Here is a 23,902-nt window from a genome sequence, read left to right as displayed (position 1 = left end):
GGGTTAAGACTAGAAGTTTTTAACCTTAGACGCTCGTCGTCAGTGGTGGGATGTGAGGAAGGGTTAGATGCCCACACTTACTATTTTAATCGAAATAAGTAAAGAAAAACAATGAAAACGCTTTAGTGAAAAGTTTCATATTTTGTTATTAAGAGGTAATGAGTAAGAAGGAGATATCTAGTTGAAAAGCTTCAACCTAATGCCAAAGAGCATCAAAAAAGCCATACGCTATATCTATCAAGACGCACCGTATGAGCATCTTGTCGAAATTCAACAACTAATCAACCAAGCCATTGAAAAACGACTAAAAGAATCTAAGAGAATATAGATCCCTAAGGAAAGAGTATAAAATTATATTTTTCCCTTAGGTATTTATTTTGTCGAAAACAGATAAAAGGAGAGGTCCATTTGAGTTATACGAAACGAGTTTCCATGCTGATGCTATTGGATTCCATTATTGTGTTAACAGCTATTTATATCGGTTATTACATTCTACACCCTACTTTCAGCTGGTACACCCTTCCGACACTCGTTTTCAGCTCAGTAGTTTTACTGGTGAGTCATCATCTGTTTGCTTTCGTTTACCGTCTTTACCAGAAAGCATGGGAGTACGCGAGTGTAGGAGAGATGCTGGCCATCATTCGAGCGATCACCTTCTCCATCCTCGCAACGGGAGCCATCCAGTTTATTGTGAACGGTGATATTTATGTACGGGTTCTCGGTGTCACTTGGATGCTCCATATCATTCTCATAGGTGGATCACGCTTCTCCTGGAGAATGTACAGAGACTACTACATAAAGACGAAACAAGAAAAGAAGCGTGCCCTCATCATCGGCGCTGGGGCAGCAGGCTCCATGCTTGTCCGCCAATTCATGAAGAATCATGAGGCGGAGATCCTGCCTGTGGGGTTTGTTGATGACGATCCGAAGAAACAGAAGCTTCAAATCTATGATGTCACGGTCGTTGGCAGAACAAAAGACATTCCGAAACTAGTAGAGAAGCTAAACGTAGAAACGATCATCATAGCGATTCCATCCATGAGTAAATCAGAGATTCAAAAAGTGTACCAGGAATGCAGTAAGACCAATGCCAAAACGCAGATCATGCCGATGTTGGAAGATATCGTATCCGGTAAAGTGTCCGTGAACCAGTTCCGCGATGTGCAAGTGGAAGACTTATTAGGTAGAGATCCGGTAGAACTGGATACTCAAAGCATCTCTGAAAAACTAACAGGCAAAACCATCCTTGTTACAGGCGCAGGCGGATCAATCGGTTCCGAAATCTGTCGCCAGGTTAGTAAATTTAAACCCAAAAAGCTTCTATTATTAGGGCATGGGGAAAACTCGATTTACGGGATTGATATGGAGCTTAGAAATAAATACAAAGAAGAGTTTGAAATCATTCCGATCATTGCAGACATACAAGACCGCTCCCGTATCTTTGAAGTGGTGGAAAGTCACTCACCTGACGTGGTGTATCATGCAGCGGCTCATAAGCATGTGCCGTTAATGGAATATAACCCGAAAGAAGCCGTGAAGAACAATGTCATCGGTACGAAAAATGTAGCGGAAGCAGCAGATACATTTGGAGTCAAAACATTCGTGCTTGTTTCTTCGGATAAAGCAGTGAATCCTACAAACGTAATGGGATCAACAAAGAGAATCGCTGAAATGGTCATTCAGAATCTGGACAAACAAAGCCAAACGAACTTCGTTGCGGTCCGTTTCGGAAACGTTTTGGGCAGCCGCGGAAGTGTCATTCCATTATTCAAAAAGCAAATTCAAGCTGGTGGTCCCGTTACGGTTACCCATCCGGATATGACGAGATACTTTATGACGATTCCAGAGGCATCCCGATTGGTTATGCAGGCTGGTGCATTGGCTCGTGGGGGAGAAATCTTCGTGCTGGATATGGGTGAGCCGGTTAAAATCGTTGACCTGGCAAAAAATCTGATAAAACTATCAGGCTATTCAATAGATGAAATCGGGATTAAATATGCTGGGATTCGTCCTGGTGAGAAGATGTATGAGGAATTGTTGGGTGAGAATGAAGTTCATGGGGATGCTGTGTTTCCTAAGATTTTTATTGGGAAGACGGTGGAGTTTGAGTATGGGAGAGTTTCTAAGTTGATTGAGAACCATACGGACTTTGATCCTCAGTATTTATCTAACTATGTATTGGAGTTAGCGAACAAGAAAGAACGAGTATTAGTTCAGAATGTAAATTAAGGGGTGGAAAATATGCAAAAAGTGAGAAAAGCGATTATTCCTGCGGCGGGACTTGGAACACGGTTCTTGCCAGCTACTAAAGCTCAACCGAAAGAGATGCTACCGATCGTAGATAAGCCTACGATTCAATATATTATTGAGGAAGCAGTGGCTTCTGGTATTGAGGATATTATTATTGTGACAGGTAGAGGGAAGAGAGCGATTGAGGATCATTTTGATAAGTCTTATGAGTTAGAAGAGACACTTGCTAAAAAGGGTAAGTATGAGCAGTTGGAAGAAGTGCAGGAGATTTCAAAGCTGGCGAATATTCATTATATCCGTCAGAAGGAACCTCTTGGGTTAGGGCATGCTATTTCATGTGCGCGTCGATTTATTGGGGATGAGCCATTTGCGGTGTTGCTTGGGGATGATATTGTTCATTCTCAGGAGAAGCCTTGTTTGAAGCAGTTGATTGATGTGTATGAGCGGTATAATTCTTCTGTTATTGGAGTACAAGAAGTTCCTCAAAAGGATGTTTCGAAGTATGGGGTTATTTCGATCAATCAAAATGAAATAGACAATGGTGTCTTCCATATCAATGACTTAGTTGAAAAGCCAAAGGTGGAAGATGCACCATCTAACTATGCAATCATGGGACGTTATGTGTTGCGACCTGAGATCTTTGATATTCTAGAAAACCAAACTCCGGGAGCAGGGAATGAAATCCAGCTTACGGATGCGATTAAGAAGTTGAATGACCAACAGATGGTGGTTGGATATGAATTTGAAGGCGATCGTCATGATGTAGGTGATAAGTTTGGGTTTATTCGAGCTACTGTGGAGTTTGCTTTGGAGCGTGAAGATTTACGGGATCAGGTAGTGAGCTATCTTAAGAACATAGTCAATGCAGAAAAAATCACTAAGTAATATATGAATATAAACATAGGTACTTAAAGAAACTTAAGTACCTATGTTTATGAAAAAGTATTTAGTAGTTTATTAGTTATGTGGATAGAGCATCTTATATCCAAGTAAGTAATAAGCAACTGACATAATAGTGGAAGGAAGATTTAGAGTATGGGAGATCGAATTTTTCTTTCATCACCACATATGAGTGATGAAGGTTATGAAATGGAATATGTAAAAGAAGCGTTTGACACCAATTGGATAGCTCCTCTTGGAGAAAACGTAAATGAATTTGAAAAAGAATTGGCGGCTAAAGTTGGTTCAAAAGCTGCAGCAGCCCTATCTTCTGGTACGGGAGCTATTCATTTAGCTTTAAGAGCGGCTGGTGTCGAAGAAGGGGACATTGTTTTTTGTCCGACTCTAACATTCTCTGCTACGGCGAATCCAATTATCTATCAAAATGCTACCCCTGTTTTCATAGATAGTAATTATGAAACATGGAATATGTGTCCTAAAGCGTTAGAAGAGGCTTTTGAAAAATATCCTGAAGTAAAAGCAGTGATTGTAGTCCACCTTTATGGTCTATCTGCTGATATGGATAAAATAGTAGAACTTTGTAAAAATTATAAGGTTGCATTGATAGAAGATGCTGCTGAGAGTTTAGGCACTTATTATAAAGGAAAGCATACAGGAACGTTTGGAGATTACGGTATTTTCTCCTTTAACGGAAATAAGATCATCACTACCTCGGGTGGTGGGATGCTAGTTTCAAATAATGAAGAACGAGTAGCGAAAACAAGATTTTGGGCTACTCAGAGTAAAGATCAGGCAAGACATTATCAACATAGTGAATTAGGCTTTAATTATCGCATGAGCAATGTTGTTGCGGGTATTGGTCGAGGGCAGCTAAAAGTGTTAGATCAGAGGGTTGAGAAGAAGAGATATATCTTTGACTTTTATAAAAGAGAGCTTGGTGGACTTGAGGGTGTTGAGTTTATGCCTAGTAATGAATGGGATGAACCGAATTATTGGTTAAGTTCGATGACTTTGAGTGGTCATGTTAGGCCTATAGATGTTATGGATGCTCTTGAAAAAGAGAATATAGAGTCTAGACCTATTTGGAAGCCAATGCATTTGCAACCGTTTTTTGAGAAGTATGATTTTGTTGGGACGGGTGTTTCAGAGAAGTTGTTTGAGAATGGTGTTTGTTTACCTTCGGATACGAAGATGACGGATGAGGACTTAAAAAGAGTTGTGGAGATTGTTAAAGGGTTGTGGTTGAAATAATGAAGAATTTGCAAGGTGGTATTTATAGAAGTTTTATGAAAAGACCGATGGATTTCATACTTTCATTGATTGTAATTATTGTTCTTTCTATTATTCCGGTTTTTCCAATCGTGGCTATTCTTGTAAAAGTAAAGTTGGGTAGTCCAGTCCTTTTTAAACAAAAAAGACCAGGGTTGAATGAAGAGATATTTATGATGTATAAGTTTCGAACTATGACAGACCAAAGGGATGAGAATGGAGAGTTACTTCCTGACAGAGTTAGATTAACGAAGTTTGGAAAGTTCTTGCGTTCAACGTCACTTGATGAACTTCCAGAACTATTTAATATTTTAAAGGGAGATATGTCCATAGTAGGCCCTAGACCATTATTGGTGCAGTATTTGTCTCTTTATAATGAACGTCAAAAGCGGCGTCATGAGGTTAGACCAGGGTTATCTGGTTTAGCACAGGTGAGTGGGAGAAATGCTATTAGCTGGGAAGATAAGTTTGAATTTGATGTTAAATATGTGGATAGTATGAGCTTTATTAATGATTGTAGAATTATTTTTTCTACTATTAAGAAGGTTTTTGTTAGAGAGGGAATCAATTCTGAGACGGCAGCGACGATAGAGCCTTTCCAAGGAAATGAAGAGGAAAGAATGAAACTATGAAAAAAAAACTTCTAATAATAGGTGCCAGTGGCCATGGGAAAGTGGTGGCCGACATAGCCTTGAAAATGAATAGATGGCAGAGTGTTGCTTTCTTAGATGATGATGAGAGTCTCAAAACATCAATGGGAATTGAAGTTAAAGGGAAATCAAGTGATGTTTTTGAATACATTGATGAATATCAAATATTTGTTGGTATAGGTAATAACGCTACCAGACAAAAAATTCATGAAAGACTAGAAAAAATAGGCGCGAGTATTCCTACTTTAGTCCACCCAAATGCAGTAGTTGGAAAACAAGTAGAGGTAGGAATTGGAACTGTTGTCATGGCTGGATCAGTTATTAACTGTTGCACGAAAATCGGGAAGGGATGCATAGTTAATACTGGTTGTACAATAGATCATGATAATAATATTCAAGATTATGTACATGTTTCACCAGGAGCTCATTTGGCTGGATCAGTTAGTATAGGTCAAGGGTCATGGCTGGGGATAGGTTGTATTGTAAGTAATAATATAAATATCACAGGTGAATGCAAAATAGGTGCGGGTTCTGTTGTAATAAAAGATATTAATGAACCTGGAGTTTATGTTGGAGTTCCAGCAAGGAGAGTTTAATTTATGAAGATTCTTGTATTAGCTAATTTCGGTATGGGTTTGTATAACTTTAGAAAAGAATTACTAGAAGAATTGATTAAGCAGAATCACGAGGTGATTGTATCTTTACCAAATGATGAATATGTACCGAAATTGGAAGAGTTGGGTTGTAAATTCATTGATACACCTATTAGTAGAAGAGGAACTAATCCATTAACGGATTTAAAGTTGTTAATTAATTATAAAAAGATAATTAAGAATGTTGATCCTGATGTGGTCTTAACTTATACAATTAAACCAAACATTTATGGTGGGCTGGCTTGTAGATTAGCAAAAGTTCCTTATATAGCAAATATTACTGGGTTAGGGTCAGCTGTTGAAAATGGTGGTTTATTACAAAAAATAACGCTTTTTTTGTATAAAATAGCCTTGAAAAGAGCAAAATGTGTATTTTTCCAGAATAAAGAGAATAAAGAGTTTCTAACTAAAAAAGAGGTTGTAAAAGGTAACCATAAAATACTACCAGGGTCGGGCGTTAATCTTAACGAGTATTCCTTAATGGATTACCCGTCGGATGAGAATATAAATTTCTTATTTATATCGCGTGTAATGAAAGAAAAAGGTATTGATCAATACTTAGATGCTGCTTCTTATATTAAAGGTAAGTATTCAAATACAGTGTTTCATATTGTAGGATTTTGTGAGGAGGCTTATGAAGCTAAACTAAAAGAAATGCAGGCACAAGATATTATTAGTTATCATGGTAAACAAAATGATGTTAGAAAATTTCATAAAATATCACATTGTACTATACACCCAACGTATTATCCAGAGGGCATGTCGAATGTTTTACTTGAAAGTGCAGCTTGTGGTAGACCAATAATTACTACAGATAGAGCTGGTTGCAGGGAAATAATAGATAACGATATAAACGGATATCTTGTTGAACAACAAAATACCCAAGATCTGATAAATAAGATTGAAAAGTTTATAGAATTAGGGGAAAATGCTAGAAATGAAATGGGAATTAAAGGAAGGATGAAAGTTGAAAAAGAATTCGATAGACGTATTGTAGTGAAGACTTATTTAAATGAATTAAGTGAAATATAAATTTTAATATTAAAGGGATAATTAATTATAAGGTGATATTTATGATAAGAAAACGTGTTATTGTTCAGAAGTTGTCAATGGTGATAAATTTAATTATTAAAATATCAAGGTTTTTACCAAGAAGCTTTTATCTTTTTTTGTTGAAATTCACAAGACATCATGACAACTATTTAGCAATGTTTGTGAGGTATATATGTCTTAAGAATTGTGCGAAATGTTGCGGGGAAAATGTAGCAGTGTTTTCGGGGGTATATTTGCATAAGATACATAATCTCGAAATAGGGGACAATGTAAGCATCCATCCAATGTGCTATATTGATGCCTCAGGTGGTGTGGAAATTGGAAACGATGTTTCTATAGCACATGCTAGTACTATCTTATCCGAAGAACATATATTTTCAAGTAAATCAGTAAATATTAGGGACCAAGGGTGTGAACTTAAGGCAACTGTTATTGAAAATAATGTTTGGATTGGGTCGGGTTGTAGGATATTAGCCGGGAGTAATATAAGATCAGGTAGTATTGTTGCTGCAGGAGCTGTCGTTAAAAAAGTAGTAGAAACAAATACGATAGTTGGGGGAGTTCCTGCTAAACTTATTAAAGAAAGGGAATAGAAATGAAACTTATTTTTGCACATGATCATATCTTTCATAAATTTAATAATCAATATTATAGTACAGGTGGGCTTTCTAAAGAGATGTTGGAGAGGTACACTTCTGTTTTCGATGAAGTAGTCGTATTAAGTAGACAAAAGCATATAAAAACATATAGCGATAACCTTACAGTTGCATCATCGGAAAGGGTTAAATTCATTGATATTCCAAATTTCAAATCTATTAAAAGCATAAATAGTATTTTTAAAGCGAAAAAAATTATTCAAGAGGAAGTTAAAAATTGTGATGCACTAATAGGAAGATTACCAAGTTCAATCGGGGCATTAGCAGTTTCAGAAGCAGCAAGAAAACAAAAACCCTATTTAGTAGAGGTTGTAGCATGTCCTTGGGATGCATTTTGGAATCATAGTTTTAAAGGAAAACTTTTTGCTCCTTTTCAATACTTAAAAACAAGGAAACTGGTTTTTAATTCACTATATTCAATCTATGTAACGAATCAATTTTTACAAGGTAGATATCCTACTAATGGGGAATCAATAAATTGTTCTAATGTTGCATTGAAAGGTTTTAATAGTTCAATAATAAACAATCGACTAGATAGAATCAATCACAGTAGAAATAATAAAATTATAATAGGTACCACAGCTGCAATAGATGTGAAGTATAAGGGCCAAGAATATATTATTCAATCCTTAGGTGAATTGAAAAAACAAGGAATTTCAAACTTTGAATATCAACTTGTTGGTGGTGGAGATTCTAAATATTTGAGATCGGTAGCCAAGAGGTATGATGTTATTGAACAGGTAAAGTTTTTGGGGTCTTTACCTCATGATGAAATTTTTAAGTGGCTAGATACAATTGATATTTATACCCAACCAAGTAGACAAGAAGGACTCCCGCGTGCATTAGTTGAAGCAATGAGCCGTGGTTTGCCAGCTTTTGGTGCTAATACTGCTGGAATTCCTGAACTACTAGATAAAAATTTTATTTTTAGTAATACTAGGAAGAATATTAGTGAGATAAATATGATTTTAATTGGTTTTAATACACAGGTCATGTTAGAGCAGGCCAAAAGAAATTATAGGGAAGCAAAAAAATATGAAAAAAAAATAATTGAACATAGAAGAAATGAATTTTTAAAGCAATTTAAAAACTTTGCAGATGTTTAAATTGAATCATTATACAAGCTTAATTTGGTAGCACTATTAGAATATTTGTTAGGAGATTTTAAGGTGGTAATATCCTACTTAACATATGGATTCGCTATATTATGGGCGACATCATTTGGTTATTTGGCACAAGTATTTTCAAGATATAATAATGGTAAGAAAGTGCCGAATTATTTATTTATCTGGCTTTCAATGGCAGGACTTATACTCATATTAGGATTTAGAGATATTAGTGTTGGTGTAGACGGACTTAATTACTATAATAACTACTTTTTAGTAAATAGTATGGACTTAATTACCTATTATCAGAATTATGTCACTGAACCCGGCTTTTATTTATTGTATAGAATTTCATATTTCTTAGGTGATGCCCAGTGGCTTTTTATAATATCAGCTTTTATTACAGTTTTCTTATTTTACCAATCTTTAAGTTATGAAATGGATAAAATAAGTTTACCACTAGCAGTCTTTATTTTCGCAACAACACAGTATTTTTATTATTTTGGAATTATGCGTATGGGTATCGCAGTGGCAATTATTGCTTTTGCTTATAGATATGTAATTGAAGGAAATAATAAAAAGTTTCTTCTATTTGTATTTTTAGCTTCATTGTTTCATTACTCTTCATTGTTTGCATTAGCATTTATTTTTTTAAGTAGAAACAACCAAAAAGTATTTAAAAAAATAAATGGTATTAAGATATTTTTTATTATTCCTGTCGGTTTTCTATTAGTTAAATATATAATATTCCCATTAATAAGCGCGGGTCGTTATCAAGGGTACATCGAATCTTCAGGTAGGTTTGATACGGCATTTTTAACGTCTTTACCTCTATTAGTTTTGTTTGCTCTAAATTATAATGCATTTAGTAAGATCAGTCTGAACTATCAATTTTATTTTCTTCTTTTTATTATAAATGTATCAACGGAATTTTTTGCACCCTTAATAGGACTGGGCATTGGGAGAATGGTTTGGTATGTAAATTTAAGTGTGTGCTTTTTACTACCTGCAATTATTAGAGTGAATAAAGATAGGAACATTAAATTGTTAATATTATTTATAACGCTTCTTTATTGTTTAGTTTATAGTTATTTTGCTTATTTTGGAGATTCATGGAGAGGGCAACACATGCTCCCGTATAAGTTTTTCTTTGAATCATTAAATTAATTAAAATAGTTTTATTCAGATGGAAAAAACACATGGGGAATTTTAGGAGTGTATAGCGTGAAAAAGGTTTTAGTATGTGGAGTAGGAAACTCAAGAAATCTTGGAGACCGAATAATAGCAGAAACAATTAATTATTTAATACATCTTTCCGATGAACCAATTCAAGTTACTAATTTTGATTTTACTGTAGGAAAAGTTCAAAACTCTGAAAAGAACACCAAAATAAAATTGAATTCAACAAGCCTGCTAAAGAAACTAACTCCAAATTTTTTTAGAAGGATTAAGGTACTTAACCACTATAAAAATAATAATAATTTAAAAATAGAGCTAGAAGAGTGTATTGCCAATACTGATTTAATAGTTATAGGGGGAGGGCACCTATTAATAGATAATTATTTGAATTTTCCAAAGGGAATAAACAACATAGTTAAGGTAGCGAAGTCAAATAATATACCTGTTGTATTTTCTTTTGTAGGTGCAAAAGGTCCTTGGAATAAACTAGCTAAGATGTATCTCTTAGAAGCACTAGACTATGCACGGTGCATTTCAGTTAGAGATTCTGATTCAAAAGATTTTTTGGTTTCAATTAGTAAAGATCTAAAAAGTAAGGTAGTTGTTCTTTCAGACCCTGCGTTATTTGTAAAGGAAATGTGTGATTATGAACAGAAGGTACAAGCTAAAAAGAAAATCGGTTTAGGTATAATGGATCCTCACGAATTAAAAAGACATAGCAACTTTAAATGGAGTAGAGACGAGTGCGCATTTTGGTGGTCAACACTTACAAAAAAATTAATCTCATTAGGATTTGATGTCAATATATTCACTAATGGATCCCCAACAGATAATGGTTTTGTTGAATTTTTCATAAAGAAAGAACTAGGCGAAAATAAAAACGTCTTTTATTCTGATTATCCAAGTGATTATAAAGATTTAATTTCAATAATTCAACAACAAGATATAGTAATTGCTCAAAGACTACACGCATGTTTACCATCTATATCCCTAGGTAAGAATACTTTTGGGGTAATTTGGGACCGTAAGCTTAGTAGTATTTTCAGGGAATTAAGACTGGAAGATAATTTAATAGATTTTACTAAAGACACAGAAAATATCATAAAACAAATTAGTACTAATTTGGATGAAAATAATAATTTGGTTATTCGGGTAAATGAAGTAATAAATATAAAAAAGAAGGAGATGTTAAAGTTTGCCAGAGAAGAACTTTGGGAAGAAAATTAAAGTATTACACGTAGTAGGAGGAATGAATGCAGGGGGATTAGAAACACTAATTATGAATATCTATAGAAATATAGATCGTGAAAAAATACAGTTTGATTTTGCTGTACAAACTAATAATAATTGTTTTTACAATAATGAAATACTAGAAATGGGTGGAAGAATTATTTCACACTCAACACCGAAAAGTGATTTGGCAAAGTACAAAAAAGAACTAGAAAAAACTCTAATAGATTATGGGCCATATGATGCTATTCATAGCCATGTCCTTTTCTTTAGTGGGATTGTATTGAAGATAGGAAAAGAACTGGGTATACCTGTTAGAATATCTCACAGTCATAATACTAGTGATAGTAAACAAAACTCTATAATACGAAAAATATACAGGGGAACTATGAGATATAGAATCTTAAAGAATGCTACCCATTTAATAGGTTGTTCCAGAGAAGCTTGTGAATATGTTTTTGGTAAATCTTCATTTAAGTTAGGTACTGCAAGACATTTTCCCAATGCAATAGATTTGACAATGTATAAAAGCTTAAGCAGGAATAAAAGATATCTCACTGACGAATTAAAAATATCTAGTGATAGTACCATATTAGGCCATATTGGTCGTTTTACAAAACAGAAAAATCATGTATTTATAATTAACTTATTTGCAGCATATTTAAAAAAAGATCCTAAAGCTCATTTGGTACTAGTAGGAGAAGGAATTGAAGAGGATAACATAAAGAGATTAGTCCATGAAAAAAATATAGAGGATAGAGTACATTTTCTAGGGCTTAGAAGTGATATTGCCCGCATACTTTTTTCTATTGATTTATTTTTATTCCCGTCACTGTATGAAGGTTTAGGAATAGTTTTGGTAGAAGCTCAAGCTGCAGGGGTACCATGTGTAATATCAGATGTCGTACCTGTTGAAGCGGATTTGAAAATTGGACTAATAAGCAGAGTAAGTTTATCTGATGATATGAAAAAATGGGTTTGTGCGATAGAAAACACATTGAAATTTAATAGGCAAAGCTGGGGAAGTATTGAATCTGCATTAATTACAAATGGATATGATATTAAAGAGAGTTCGAAGACCTTAACTCAATTATATAGTAATGGCTCTTGACATTTAGGAAGTTAAAATTCTACTCTTTAGCTCAATTATTGGAGTAAAAGTTCTAAAAGTAATTAAATAATATTTCATAACTCGAACCGCTTTTTAATAACAAAATCTACACTTTCAAGATTGGATAAATTATGAAACGTGAAAAAATTCTATTAATTAATACATTTGTTCTAAGCTTAGGAACTGTTCTTCCTAAAGCGGCAACCTTTCTAATACTACCTATTTTGACTACAGCATTAACTAAAAGTGAATATGGTACCTATGACTTAATTATAACAAGTTTATCTTTAGTGTTACCGATATTTTCCTTGTTAATCGAACAAGCAGTATTCAGATTTCTATTGGATAAAAATACAGATGAAACACGAAAGAAGATAATTACGAATTCTTCTATATATGTTTTTTTTTCGTCAATATTTTTGTTCCTGATAAGCATGGCGGTTTTAAATCGTTTTAATATTGAATATAAGATCCTGGTTAGTATTTATATGGTTATTAACATGTACTATAGTTACGTGATTCAGGCGTGTAGAGGATTAGGTTTACTTAAAAAATATTCAACTGCTAGTATAATTAATTCAGTTTTGAATCTATTATTAATATTTATTTTTGTTGGGCAAAAAAGTCTTGGGTTCTATGGTTTATTAATATCGCTAATTATTTCTATTGTTTTTGCAACGGGATATGTAATTGCATCTAGTGGGATAGTTAAATTAATTTCGTTTAAACTATTTGATTTAATGTATATTAAGGAGTTATTGAAATATTCTTTTCCCTTACTGCCAAACTCTGTCTCTTGGTGGGTAGTGGGTGTCTCGGATAGATGGATTATCACTGCTTTCCTTAGCGTTGAAATGACAGCCATATACGCAATTGCAAACAAAATACCTAGTCTATTCAGCCTTTTATATAATAATTTTAATTTGGCTTGGCAAGAATCTGCTACGGTTAGCTCTAAAGATAATGATGCAAAGGAATATTATACAAATATTTTTAACAACTTGTGGAATTTTTTGGTAGGTATACTTCTGCTTCTAATTACTACATCGCCTGTTTTATTTAAATTATTTATTGATGAATCATATTTTTTGGCATACTACCAAATGCCAATTTTATTTTTAGCTATGTTTTTCCATAGTTTGGCGGCATATTTTGGTGGGATGTATGTAGCATTCAAAAAAACAAAAAGCATTGGTTTATCGTCATTTATAGCAGCATTTTTGAATATATCTATTAATCTTTTGTTAATATCCAAAATAGGGCTTTACGCAGCATCCTTATCTACATTAGTTTCTTATTTTGCCTTATCAATTTATAGAGCTATTGATTTACAAAAATCGATTCAAATTAAATATAGTTTTGCTAAAATTATATTTTCAATGTCTATAGTGGTATTTGTAGCAATTATAAGCTATTTGAATGTGAACATTCTGAATGCATTGAATTTTGTTATTGCTGTATTAGTAGCAATAATTTTGAATAGGAATTTGTTGGTTGGGGTCTTGTCGAAGGTAAGAAAAAAGATTAATTAACTCTAGAGGATTTATGAACAAAATTAAATTCCTGCGGTTAGTTCTATTACTATTATTTGAAATGGGAAAAGTATGTTTTATTTGTCATCATGAACATAATCTTTAAAACAATTAATATAAACTTGAAGGGAAGGTATACAATGAATAATATTGCAGTAGCAGGAACTGGTTATGTTGGTCTAGTAGCAGGAGTATGTTTCGCTGAAGTAGGACATATGGTTACCTGTGTAGATATCGATCAAAATAAAGTGGAGACAATGAAGTCAGGAATGTCTCCTATTTTTGAAAAAGGTCTAGAAGAATTAATGAAAGAAAATTATGCTGCTGGTAGAATAGACTACACTACTGATTACAAATCAGCTTATAAAGATGCAGATGCGATTTTCATCGGTGTAGGTACTCCAGAACAACCTGATGGCTCTGCTAATCTATCATATATTGCCACTGTAGCTAGACAAATTGCAGAATCTGTTGAAAAAGATTGTCTTGTCGTTGTTAAGTCAACTGTTCCAGTAGGAACGAATGATAAAGTAGAACAGTTTATTCAAGACTTCTTAGTAAATGACGTGCGAGTGGAAGTAGCCTCAAACCCGGAGTTCCTGGCACAGGGGTCTGCTGTACATGATACGTTGAAGGCAGAGAGAATTATTATCGGTACTGAAAGCAAATGGGCAGAGAATATATTAATGAATATCTACGAACCATTTAAACTGCCAATTGTTTCTGTAAACAGACGATCAGCTGAAATGATTAAATACGCTTCAAATGACTTCCTCGCTCTTAAGATTTCTTATATGAATGATATTGCGAATCTATGTGAATTGGTTGGAGCGGATATTCAAGATGTTGCAAGAGGAATGAGCTTCGATGAACGGATTGGAAGCAAGTTTTTAAATGCTGGAATTGGCTATGGTGGATCTTGTTTCCCTAAAGATACTAAGGCCCTTGATTATATTGCGAAACAAAATGGTTATGAGTTAAAGACTGTTAAAGCTGCAATTGATGTGAATACAGAACAAAAAACAATGTTATATAAAAAGGCAAGCAAAAGATTGATTACGTTTAACGGTTTAAAAGTCGCAGTACTTGGATTAACCTTTAAACCTGGTACCGATGATCTTAGAGAAGCAGCTTCTCTTGAGAATGTACCTTTACTGCTTGATCAGGGAGCAGACATCTATGCTTTTGATCCTGTTGGGAAAGAAAACTTCTCAAAAGTGTATCCGGAAGGAAGAAATGGTAAAGGACACATCACATATGTAGATAATGTGGAAGCAGCCTTGAAAGATGCCAATGTTTGCTTTATCTTCACAGAATGGGGCGAAGTCAGAGCCATTACTCCAGAAGCGTATACAATGCTAATGAGAACACCTTTAGTCTATGACGGTAGAAATATTTATAAGGTAGAAGATATGGAAACGGCTAGAGTTGAGTATCATTCTATTGGTAGGAAAGCTGCGGAACGAAAAGGATTAGAGGAGTCGAAGTCCAATGAACTACAAACCATTAGATCCTAATAAAGTTTACCTTGTGACAGGAGCCGCCGGGTTTATTGGGTACTATCTTTCTAAGAAACTATTAGAACAAGGTTGCACTGTCGTGGGTTTAGATAATGTAAATGACTATTATGATGTGAACCTTAAGGAAGATCGGTTGGAGAAACTTCAGCCTTATGAGAACTTTACTTTTATTAAACAGGACATTTCGGATAAAGCAGCCCTTAATGAAGTATTTGAAGAATATAAACCCAATGTCGTAGTTAACTTGGCTGCACAAGCGGGGGTGCGTTATTCGATTGAAAACCCTGATGTCTATATGCAAAGTAATGTCATTGGGTTCTATAATATCCTTGAAGCCTGCAGACATTACCCTGTAGATCATCTCGTATACGCTTCCTCTAGTTCTGTATATGGCGCTAACAAGAAAGTTCCTTTTGAAGAAAGTGATTTTGTAGATAATCCGGTTTCACTTTATGCTTCTACTAAAAAATCAAATGAATTATTGGCACACACATACAGCCATTTGTATAAGATTCCTGCTACAGGTTTACGCTTCTTCACGGTATATGGTCCTATGGGCAGACCTGATATGGCTTACTTTGGATTCACGGATAAGTACTTTGCAGGTGAGTCTATTAAGATTTTTAACAATGGTGATTTTGAAAATGACTTATATAGAGACTTCACTTATATTGATGACATAATTACTGGAATCGAAAGACTCATCACTTCCCCGCCATCTGATGAAGGTGTATGTCACAAAGTTTATAACATAGGGAATAACAGTCCTGAAAAATTGATGAACTTTATTGAAACTCTGGAGAAAGCGTTAGGTAACGCACTTGGTAGAGAAGTGGAGTTTGAAAAAGTATTTGAACCTATTAAGCCTGGTGATGTTCCAGCTACTTATGCATCTACTGAACGTCTGCAGAGAGCGGTTGGATTTAAACCTGAAACTTCTATTGAAGAAGGATTGGGTAGGTTTGCTGAGTGGTATGTGGAGTATTATAGGAAGAAATAATATAAAGATACATGAAAGAATCCTATAGAAAGGTCACGTCTTCAGTGTCCAATCTATAGGATGTTTTTATAAAAATAAACTCAAACCATCAAACTATCTCCCAAGCCAACCCCCATCAACAGCCACCAAATGCCCATGCACATAATTCGAAGCCCTCGAAGCTAAATAAACAACGGTCCCCTTAAAATCATCCGGCTCTCCCCATCGATCTGCTGGAATCCGATCAAGAATTTGTTTACTTCTGATAGGGTCATCGATTAAGGCTGTATTCATGTCCGTGGCAATATACCCTGGGACGATCGCGTTTATATTGACACCCTCTTTTGCCCATTCATTGGAGAGAGCTTTCGTGAGTTGTGCCACACCGCCTTTGGCTGCTGCATAGGCTGGAACGGTTAATCCTCCTTGGTAAGAAAGGAGGGAAGCGGTGTTGATGATTTTGCCTTCCCCTTTCGCAACCATGTGACGTCCTGCCTCCTGACATAATAACCAGACCACTTTTAAATTGATATTCAGCACATCATCCCAATCGGATTCAGGGAAATCAACGGAAGGTGACCGGCGCTGAATACCTGCATTGTTTACTAAAATATCAATCTTTCCAAATGTCGAGATCACAATGGGAATAGCAGATTTCACTTCTTCTACCTTTTCAAGGTCACATGGTATAATCGAACATTTTCTACCAAGCTGTTCAATTTCTTCCTTCACATCAGTCTGTTCCGGATTCCTTTGAAGTAAGGCAATATCTGCTCCGGCTTCTGCCAGAGCCATTACCATTGACCGTCCAATACCACGCGTAGCCCCCGTGATGGCGGCTACCTTTCCGGTTAAATCAAATAGATTCTTAGTCATATGTATCTCTCCTTCTGCAATTTCTTCTTTAGTTAGATTTATCATTCAATCAAACTAGGAATAAACGTAACAATCGACGGAAACAGCACGATTAAAACGAGTGCAAAACAAAGCACCAGAACAAATGGAATGGCACTTTTCATCGCATAATCGAGCTTAACGCCGGCGGAGGAGCATGCCACAAACAGGCAGACACCAACCGGAGGAGTCAGTGTTCCAATCGCAATGTTAATGACGATCATAACCCCAAATACAATCGGATCCATTCCGGCACCCATGGCGATGGGTAAGAGGATGGGAACAAACATAATTAACAGCGCAAGACCTTCAATGAACATGCCGCCAACGATAAAGATTAAGTTAATGACGAGTATAATAAAGAATGGACTGTCTGATACGCTTGTGATGAGACTGCTCAGGATCTGTGGGAAGTTGTGACTCACGAGAATCCAGCTGAACAGGGATGAGGCAGCAATGATTAACAACACATTCCCTGAACTGATGACGGCTTCCATGAAAATCGATGACAAGTCTCGAAATTGAATACTTCTATAAACGAACAATCCCAGGATTAACGTATAGACAACCGCAATGACACTGGATTCTGTAGGTGTAAATGCGCCTGTTAAAATCCCGCCAACGATAATGACCGGAGCAAATAAAGGGAGTATCGCTTTTTTAAAGCTGTCGATGAAATAGCTGAATGAAAACGAGTTGGATTTAGATACACCATAGTTTTTCTTGATGCAAATGATCCTCGATGCCACCATAAATAGAATCCCAATGAGAATACCGGGAATGATTCCTCCTAAGAATAGCTTCCCGACGGAAATACTGGCAATTCCGCCTAACACAACCATCGGAATACTCGGTGGAATAATAATGCCAATGGATCCTGATGCTGCTTGCAAGGCAGCGGCAAATCGTGCTGGATAGCCCAGTTTCACCATGCTTGGTGTCATGACACTGCTAAGTGCAGCTGTATCAGCAGGTGCTGATCCGGAAATGCCTCCCATCATCATCCCGGAAGTGACACTCACATAACTCATGCCGCCTTTCGTCCATCCAATGATGGAATCGGCAAAGTTAACAAGTCTTTGCGTTAATCCGCTTTTATCCATGATCACACCCGTCAGCATAAAGAAAGGGATGGCCAGTAATGTAAAGCTATTCATGGAAACGAACATTTTTTGGGGAATCAATAGTAGCGGGACCACCCCTTCCCATAAAATGGTGATGATCGAGGCGACTCCTAAAGAGATCCCAACCGGCACCCCCAGGATCAATAGGACAAAAAAGGCTATAAACAGTAATAAAATCATCGTTTCTCCTCCTTGGATGTCGCGATTAATACGACAACAAAGATCATCGCAATGAAACCAGACAGGGGTATAATAGAATAAATGATTCCGAGATTAATAGGCAGTACAGCAGCCGTGCCGGACATATTCACCTCTACGAATTGAATCCCCTGCCAAAACAACACGGCAAAAAAGGATCCTGTAATGATATGTACGAGAAGCTGAATGCCTTTCGAGAACCCTTTCAGTCGATCGGCCACTGCCGTAATCGCAATATGTTTTTGTTTATAAACGCCCATTGCGATGCCTAAAAACATTAACCAAACAAATATGTATCGATCAAGCTCTTCTACCCAGACCAGCCCATTCGAGAAGACATATCGAAGGACCACCTGAATGAAGACAAGAGAAACCAAAACGGCCATAAGGAATAGAACGGCGTATATCACGAGCTTTTCTAGTCCTTGGCCAATGAGCTTTAAAGTTCTCATACGTCCCACCTCCTGATTCATTCATGAAAGGGGGGCAGGGAAAGCCCCCCTATACATCTACTTTGTATCCATGATTTGCTGAATAAGATCTTTACCAAATTCATCGCTGTACTTGTCATAGACAGGCTGAACGGCTTTTCTCCATGCCTCTTTATCCGGGTTTTCTTCTATTTCTAAATCGCCTTCTTCTTTCAGGTACTGAATATCTTCCTTTTCATTATCACGGATTAACTGTCTCTCATAATCCCCGGCTTCCTTCGATGCGTCGATTAATACCTCTTGGACATCTTTTGATAGACTATTATACTTATCTGGATTCATAATCAGGAGCATCGCTGTATACGTATGACCATCTAAGACCATGTAATCCTGCACTTCATACATCTTCGAACTTTTGATCGCAAATAGTGGTCCTTCTTGACCATCGACAACCCCATGCTGTGCTGCCATATAAAGCTCGGAGAATGGCATCGGTACGGCACTGGCCCCCAGAGTCTCTGTGGCAGAAGTCAGAACGGGCCATTCAGGTGTCCTGATTTTCAGTCCTTCCAGGTCCTCAGGTGATTTCAATGGACGCTTACTGTTCACATAGTGTCTGAACCCTGACTCCCAGTAGCTCATCACTTTAAAGCCACCTTGCTCTTCCGCTTCACTGGCAAGCTGTTCTCCCACTTCGCCCTGTAATACTTTATCGACATGATCGTAATCCCTGAAGAGAAAAGGCAAATCAAACATGGAATAGCGAGGATAATATTGTGTCACACTTCCAGTCGCCACAAGCGAAATATCCACTGTTCCCATTTTCGTACCTGTAGCAAGTTCGCCTTCATCCCCTAATTGACTGTCATGATACACATCAACCTTCACGTTCCCATCTGATTTCTCTGCTACCAATTCTGCGAATTTTTCAGCACCTGCATGAAATGGCGAAGAGGTAGGCTGATTGTGCCCCAGCTTTAACGTAACGGTTTTGGAAGCTGATCCACCCGCACTTTTTCCACAACCTGCTAATCCAATCAGTAAGACAGCTGCCATAAGCAGGCTAAAAACGTTGAACTTCTTTTTCATCTTGATTCCCCCTTTGTAATTGGTCCTGTATGAAGCATCATGAGAATCCTGCTTCATACAGAATGTAACCGCTAACAATACGCTTCAAAAAAATTTCTTTACTTACCCAAAACCTTTGTGAAAATTCAGATTTAATATTATATATAATATATGTGATTATATATAATCCACAGAGGCACGTCAAGACCCCTACCATAAATAGATAGGGGTCTTCGTTTGGAGTCTATTTTTCAACCATTTTCATAATATGTTCTTTGAAAACGATTTTCGCTTTCTCTACATCTCTTTCTTCCAGCGTTTCCACAAGGGCTTGATGATATTGATGAACTTCCTCTGGAAGGATCCGGACCTTCGGATTCAATAACGTGATATATCGTCGGATATGATTCGTTAACATTCCCCAAATGCGTAAAAACACATCTACATTGGACCACTCAATGATCGTACGATGAAATTCCATATCCAGTTGCGACTGGACCGCATAATCCTTTTCCGCGTATTTCATTTTGTCCACGATATCGTATAATTCACCGAAATGCCTTTTGGTCAGCTGGGGGAGAATTACTTCAATGGCATCTGTCTCAATCTTCGCCCTTAATGAAAACATATGATACATTTCAACGGGATTGATATCAGTTACAAAGGCACCTCTATATTTAATTGTATTAATGAGCCCTTCTTCCTCCAGGCCCCTAAGTGCCTCCCTTACCGGCACCTGACTAATGCCCAGCCTTTTGGCCACTTCTGTTTCCACAATGCGGTCGCCGGGCTTTAGCTTGAACATAATAATATCCTCTCTAAGTTTCTCTTTCACTTCATCCTTGAGGGAAATAAGCGTATTCACTTTTTTGGTTTTCGACATTTCATACAGTCCTTTATGGCTTTTAGATTTATTAGGTTATATATAATGAATTGTATTGTATATAATGATGGGTTGCAATGGGGAAGGGGAGGGACGGTTCTCACTTAACTTTTTTGGTCAATTATGGAATGAAAGAGTTTCAACATCGTTTCTTTATGAAACAAGAGATCTGAATGAAGTCTGCATCAAATTCCTCAATACTCTTCAGAAGGTTAAAATCAAATTGCAAAGTGAGGTTCAAGGAGTTTAATGAGCGAACGAATCAATAGAAGACCACAGGGATTACAGCGGGAGACTATCCAATGATTATGCCAGAGTGGAGAGCAGGAAGGGCGTGGGTCAAATGGGAATTCTTCAATTGAAGAGTCTGCCGAAAGAGGAAAGTGATAGTGTGTTGAAGAGAGTGAAGAGGTGTCCCAGCAGCAGGCGGCAAGGATTCTTGGAGTTGCGGTTCATTTTTTGTATAAGGTTAAGGGGTAGAGTGGGAACCGTCCCCACTCTACCATGTTAACTGGATTCTGCTGAATAGTAATAATATTTTAAAAATACCAAAAGTAATTATAAAAAATGTCCAAACGTTTTTGATACGCTTGTTTTAGCTTATTAAAAACATTATGTAAGGAGAATGAGTAAATGGATCAGGAAAGGTATGGTTTATCCAGGAGAAAATTCTTAAAGGACGCAGGGAGAATTGGAGGCGCTTCTGCTGTTCTTGGGGTGACCGGTTCCATGGGATTATTTGGACCCCAAATGGCAGGTGCGAAAGAACATCAAAAGAATAAACACCACACCAAGCAACCGGGCAAAAACAGTTCTTATATGCTGTTGAATGTACGTTTAGAAAGCGGATATCAGTATGAAAATGGAGAAGTCGTCGCAACTGACACTGTCTTGAAAAATATTCGAATCGATAAAGGAAAGATCACGAAGATTTTAGATACAAGTGTACGATATGAAAAGCATCTTGACTGCTATAATGCCGATGGTAGACTTCTTATTCCTTCTTTTAAGGAAATGCACATTCACTTGGACAAAACCTATTATGGTGGTCCTTGGAAAGCGGCAGCCACGAGGAAAAATGGCATTTTCTCTATGATCGAATTGGAACAGTCCCTACTACTGGAATTACTTCCGACTGCTCAGGAGCGTGCAGAGAAACTGATTGAGTTGATCCTCGGGTATGGTTCAACTTTTGCGAGAAGCCATTGTAACATCGATCCGGTAGTGGGCCTTAAGAATCTGGAGAAATTACAACTGGCCTTAGCCAATTACTCAGATAAGATAGGGCACGAGATTGTGGCATTCCCTCAACACGGTTTGCTCCTTTCTGACTCTGAGGGACTCATACGTGAGGCTATGCAACTTGGCGTGACACATGTTGGCGGACTTGATCCAACTAAGGTCGATGGGAATATGGAAAAGTCGTTACAAACCATGGTACAAATTGCAGCAGATTATAATGCCGGGATTGATATTCATCTTCATGAGGGAGGGGAATCCGGTATAAAGGCCATAAGCAGATTAGCAGATTTGACTGAGGAAGCCGGCCTTCAAGGAAAAGTAACCATCAGCCACGCATTTGCTCTTGCAGACTTAGCCCCAGGCGCTGACGTGGACATGGCGAACCGCCTGGCATCATTAGGGATTTCCATTGCGTCACATGTGCCAAACGGAAAAGGTGTCATGCCGATTCCGATGCTGCAAGAACAGAATGTACACGTCATGCTTGGGAATGACAGTATCACCGATCACTGGTCACCGTTTGGAATCGGAGATATTCTCTATAAGGCACACCGGGCTGCCGAACTGTATGGCTGGTCCAGTGAGTACAAACTGTCACGGGCACTTTCTCTTGCAACCGGAGGGATCACGCCATTAAATGAATCAGGTAAACAAGTATGGCCGAAGGTGGGGGACGAAGCAACAGCCGTCCTTGTTCCTGCAAGCTGCTCCGCTGAAACGGTGGCCCGCCTGCCTAAATGTGATGCCGTTCTCTACAAGGGGAATGTGGCATCCGGTTCTCTCCAAGCTGTAAAGCCCAATGAGAAGAACCCGAAAAAGCACGGATAATCGTCTAACAAACAAATGATTTGTTGGATTGAATCTTCCAAGCTACTAAAACATCATTATTAGGAGGATATTATGCTTCAAAATATCGGAATACCGGGCTTGATATTAGTGTTAGTCATTGCCCTTATCATCTTCGGCCCATCCAAGCTCCCGGAAATCGGAAGAGCCTTCGGGTCGACATTAAAGGAGTTTAAAAAGTCTACGAGAGAATTGGTTTCAGATGGCGAGTCGGAAAGCCGCGAATCCAAGACCAGTAGTGAAAAGTAAATGAATCTATGATAGTCAGTAAGGTGCAGGTAATCTTTACTTGCACCTTCTTGTTATCGCCAGTCTTCCTTTTATTTTTGAGAGTAAGGGTTTATGGCATTGTCATATAAGCTCTATAACAGATTTTTTCACAACCAGAGGTGTATGTATGGAGAAGATGGATTTGAATTTAATTGGACATTTGGAAGAATTGCGCAAACGACTGATCATCACACTTGTTACATTTGTGGTTATTTTTCTGATTGCTTTTTTTTATATCCAGGATTTATATGAGTGGTTCATCCAGGATTTCCCGATAAAGCTTGCCGTACTGGGTCCGACTGATATCCTGTGGGTGTATCTACTACTGTCCAGTGTCGTCGCTCTTGCCGGAACCATTCCAGTTGCCGCTTATCAAATTTGGCTCTTTGTCCGGCCGGCTTTACATGAAAATGAGCGAAAAGTGACCCTGGCCTACATCCCGGCATTATTCATCCTTTTCATTCTAGGCATCTGCATGGGATACTTTTTAATCTTTCCCATCGTTCTTGACTTTCTGTTGTCTTTATCAGGGGATATGTTCATGGAGTTCTTTACCGTGGAGAAATATTTTCGCTTTATGATCAGTATGACGCTGCCATTTGGTTTCTTGTTCGAACTACCGGTAGTCATCATGTTTCTCACAAGCATAGGGGTATTGAACCCTTTTCGCTTACAAAAGATGAGGAAATATGCTTATTTCTTTCTGATTGTGACGTCTGTTTTGATTACACCTCCTGACTTGTTATCAGATGTTCTAGTCATTGTTCCTTTACTGTTGTTGTATGAATGCAGTGTTGTGTTATCCAAGGTGGTTTATCGTCGACGTAATGATACGACAGGTATGACTGCCTAGGGGAT

Annotated in this window: 23 protein-coding genes; 18 read left to right on the top strand and 5 right to left on the bottom strand. The window is 37.2% G+C overall.

Annotated features, from left to right (window positions below; all coding sequences use genetic code 11):
* Positions 1–181 precede the first annotated feature (181 nt).
* From ACYH0O_RS23385 to ACYH0O_RS23315, 15 genes are all read left to right on the top strand, one after another.
* Positions 182–328 carry a hypothetical protein gene (locus tag ACYH0O_RS23385; protein ID WP_482630537.1) on the top strand — a complete coding sequence of 49 codons (147 nt, stop codon included), beginning with the start codon at positions 182–184 and terminating at the stop codon, positions 326–328.
* Between the two features lie 80 nt (positions 329–408).
* Positions 409–2,229 (top strand): polysaccharide biosynthesis protein, encoded by a 1,821-nt coding sequence (locus tag ACYH0O_RS23380; RefSeq protein WP_482630536.1) that lies wholly within the window; start codon positions 409–411, stop codon positions 2,227–2,229.
* Between the two features lie 12 nt (positions 2,230–2,241).
* Complete coding sequence (galU, locus tag ACYH0O_RS23375) at positions 2,242–3,135, top strand: UTP--glucose-1-phosphate uridylyltransferase GalU (protein ID WP_482630535.1); 894 nt, start codon at positions 2,242–2,244, stop codon at positions 3,133–3,135.
* Between the two features lie 150 nt (positions 3,136–3,285).
* On the top strand, positions 3,286–4,401 hold the full coding sequence (locus ACYH0O_RS23370; RefSeq protein WP_482630534.1) for a DegT/DnrJ/EryC1/StrS family aminotransferase: 1,116 nt from the start codon (positions 3,286–3,288) through the stop codon (positions 4,399–4,401).
* Positions 4,401–5,051, top strand: coding sequence for a sugar transferase (locus ACYH0O_RS23365; RefSeq protein WP_482630533.1), 651 nt, complete (start codon positions 4,401–4,403; stop codon positions 5,049–5,051). The genes ACYH0O_RS23370 and ACYH0O_RS23365 overlap by 1 nt, the downstream gene beginning before the upstream one ends.
* Complete coding sequence (locus tag ACYH0O_RS23360) at positions 5,048–5,665, top strand: acetyltransferase (protein WP_482630532.1); 618 nt, start codon at positions 5,048–5,050, stop codon at positions 5,663–5,665. The genes ACYH0O_RS23365 and ACYH0O_RS23360 overlap by 4 nt, the downstream gene beginning before the upstream one ends.
* A 3-nt stretch (positions 5,666–5,668) precedes the next feature.
* Positions 5,669–6,754 carry a glycosyltransferase family 4 protein gene (locus tag ACYH0O_RS23355; protein WP_482630531.1) on the top strand — a complete coding sequence of 362 codons (1,086 nt, stop codon included), beginning with the start codon at positions 5,669–5,671 and terminating at the stop codon, positions 6,752–6,754.
* A gap of 41 nt (positions 6,755–6,795) precedes the next feature.
* Positions 6,796–7,368 (top strand): acyltransferase, encoded by a 573-nt coding sequence (locus tag ACYH0O_RS23350; RefSeq protein WP_482630530.1) that lies wholly within the window; start codon positions 6,796–6,798, stop codon positions 7,366–7,368.
* Between the two features lie 2 nt (positions 7,369–7,370).
* Complete coding sequence (locus ACYH0O_RS23345; RefSeq protein WP_482630529.1) at positions 7,371–8,537, top strand: glycosyltransferase; 1,167 nt, start codon at positions 7,371–7,373, stop codon at positions 8,535–8,537.
* Between the two features lie 63 nt (positions 8,538–8,600).
* A complete protein-coding gene (locus tag ACYH0O_RS23340; protein ID WP_482630528.1) occupies positions 8,601–9,704 on the top strand; it encodes an EpsG family protein in 1,104 nt (367 codons plus the stop codon).
* Positions 9,705–9,761: 57 nt separating this feature from the next.
* The gene (locus tag ACYH0O_RS23335) at positions 9,762–10,943 is read left to right on the top strand and encodes a polysaccharide pyruvyl transferase family protein (protein ID WP_482630527.1); all 1,182 of its coding nucleotides are present in this window, start codon (positions 9,762–9,764) and stop codon (positions 10,941–10,943) included.
* Entirely contained in the window at positions 10,912–12,057 is a 1,146-nt protein-coding gene (locus ACYH0O_RS23330; RefSeq protein ID WP_482630526.1) for a glycosyltransferase family 1 protein, read from the top strand. Before ACYH0O_RS23335 ends, ACYH0O_RS23330 begins: the two co-directional genes overlap by 32 nt.
* Before the next feature lie 131 nt (positions 12,058–12,188).
* Positions 12,189–13,589, top strand: coding sequence for an oligosaccharide flippase family protein (locus ACYH0O_RS23325; protein WP_482630525.1), 1,401 nt, complete (start codon positions 12,189–12,191; stop codon positions 13,587–13,589).
* Between the two features lie 140 nt (positions 13,590–13,729).
* Positions 13,730–15,106, top strand: a complete 1,377-nt coding sequence (locus tag ACYH0O_RS23320) for a UDP-glucose dehydrogenase family protein (protein WP_482630524.1) — start codon at positions 13,730–13,732, stop codon at positions 15,104–15,106.
* Positions 15,081–16,109 carry an SDR family NAD(P)-dependent oxidoreductase gene (locus ACYH0O_RS23315; protein WP_482630523.1) on the top strand — a complete coding sequence of 343 codons (1,029 nt, stop codon included), beginning with the start codon at positions 15,081–15,083 and terminating at the stop codon, positions 16,107–16,109. Before ACYH0O_RS23320 ends, ACYH0O_RS23315 begins: the two co-directional genes overlap by 26 nt.
* Positions 16,110–16,202: 93 nt before the next feature.
* Here ACYH0O_RS23315 and ACYH0O_RS23310 read toward each other — a convergent pair whose 3' ends face one another.
* The 5 genes from ACYH0O_RS23310 to ACYH0O_RS23290 form a co-directional block, all read right to left on the bottom strand.
* Positions 16,203–16,964, bottom strand: coding sequence for an SDR family oxidoreductase (locus ACYH0O_RS23310; protein ID WP_482630522.1), 762 nt, complete (start codon positions 16,962–16,964; stop codon positions 16,203–16,205).
* Between the two features lie 41 nt (positions 16,965–17,005).
* On the bottom strand, positions 17,006–18,286 hold the full coding sequence (locus ACYH0O_RS23305) for a TRAP transporter large permease (RefSeq protein WP_482630521.1): 1,281 nt from the start codon (positions 18,284–18,286) through the stop codon (positions 17,006–17,008).
* Complete coding sequence (locus tag ACYH0O_RS23300) at positions 18,283–18,756, bottom strand: TRAP transporter small permease (protein WP_482630520.1); 474 nt, start codon at positions 18,754–18,756, stop codon at positions 18,283–18,285. The genes ACYH0O_RS23305 and ACYH0O_RS23300 overlap by 4 nt, the downstream gene beginning before the upstream one ends.
* Positions 18,757–18,813: 57 nt before the next feature.
* Complete coding sequence (locus ACYH0O_RS23295; RefSeq protein ID WP_482630519.1) at positions 18,814–19,824, bottom strand: TRAP transporter substrate-binding protein; 1,011 nt, start codon at positions 19,822–19,824, stop codon at positions 18,814–18,816.
* Positions 19,825–20,047: 223 nt separating this feature from the next.
* Entirely contained in the window at positions 20,048–20,686 is a 639-nt protein-coding gene (locus ACYH0O_RS23290; RefSeq protein ID WP_482630518.1) for a GntR family transcriptional regulator, read from the bottom strand.
* Positions 20,687–21,505: 819 nt separating this feature from the next.
* Here ACYH0O_RS23290 and ACYH0O_RS23285 point away from each other — a divergent pair.
* From ACYH0O_RS23285 to tatC, 3 genes are all read left to right on the top strand, one after another.
* The gene (locus ACYH0O_RS23285) at positions 21,506–22,756 is read left to right on the top strand and encodes an amidohydrolase (protein WP_482632652.1); all 1,251 of its coding nucleotides are present in this window, start codon (positions 21,506–21,508) and stop codon (positions 22,754–22,756) included.
* A 72-nt stretch (positions 22,757–22,828) separates the two neighbouring features.
* Positions 22,829–23,023: a twin-arginine translocase TatA/TatE family subunit gene (locus ACYH0O_RS23280; RefSeq protein ID WP_482630517.1), complete on the top strand. Its 195-nt coding sequence runs from the start codon at positions 22,829–22,831 to the stop codon at positions 23,021–23,023.
* A gap of 148 nt (positions 23,024–23,171) precedes the next feature.
* Complete coding sequence (gene tatC, locus ACYH0O_RS23275) at positions 23,172–23,897, top strand: twin-arginine translocase subunit TatC (protein WP_482630516.1); 726 nt, start codon at positions 23,172–23,174, stop codon at positions 23,895–23,897.
* The last annotated feature ends 5 nt before the right edge of the window (positions 23,898–23,902 follow it).

This window comes from Rossellomorea sp. H136 (assembly GCF_056838065.1).
This window is presented reverse-complemented; position numbering and strand designations above follow the sequence as displayed.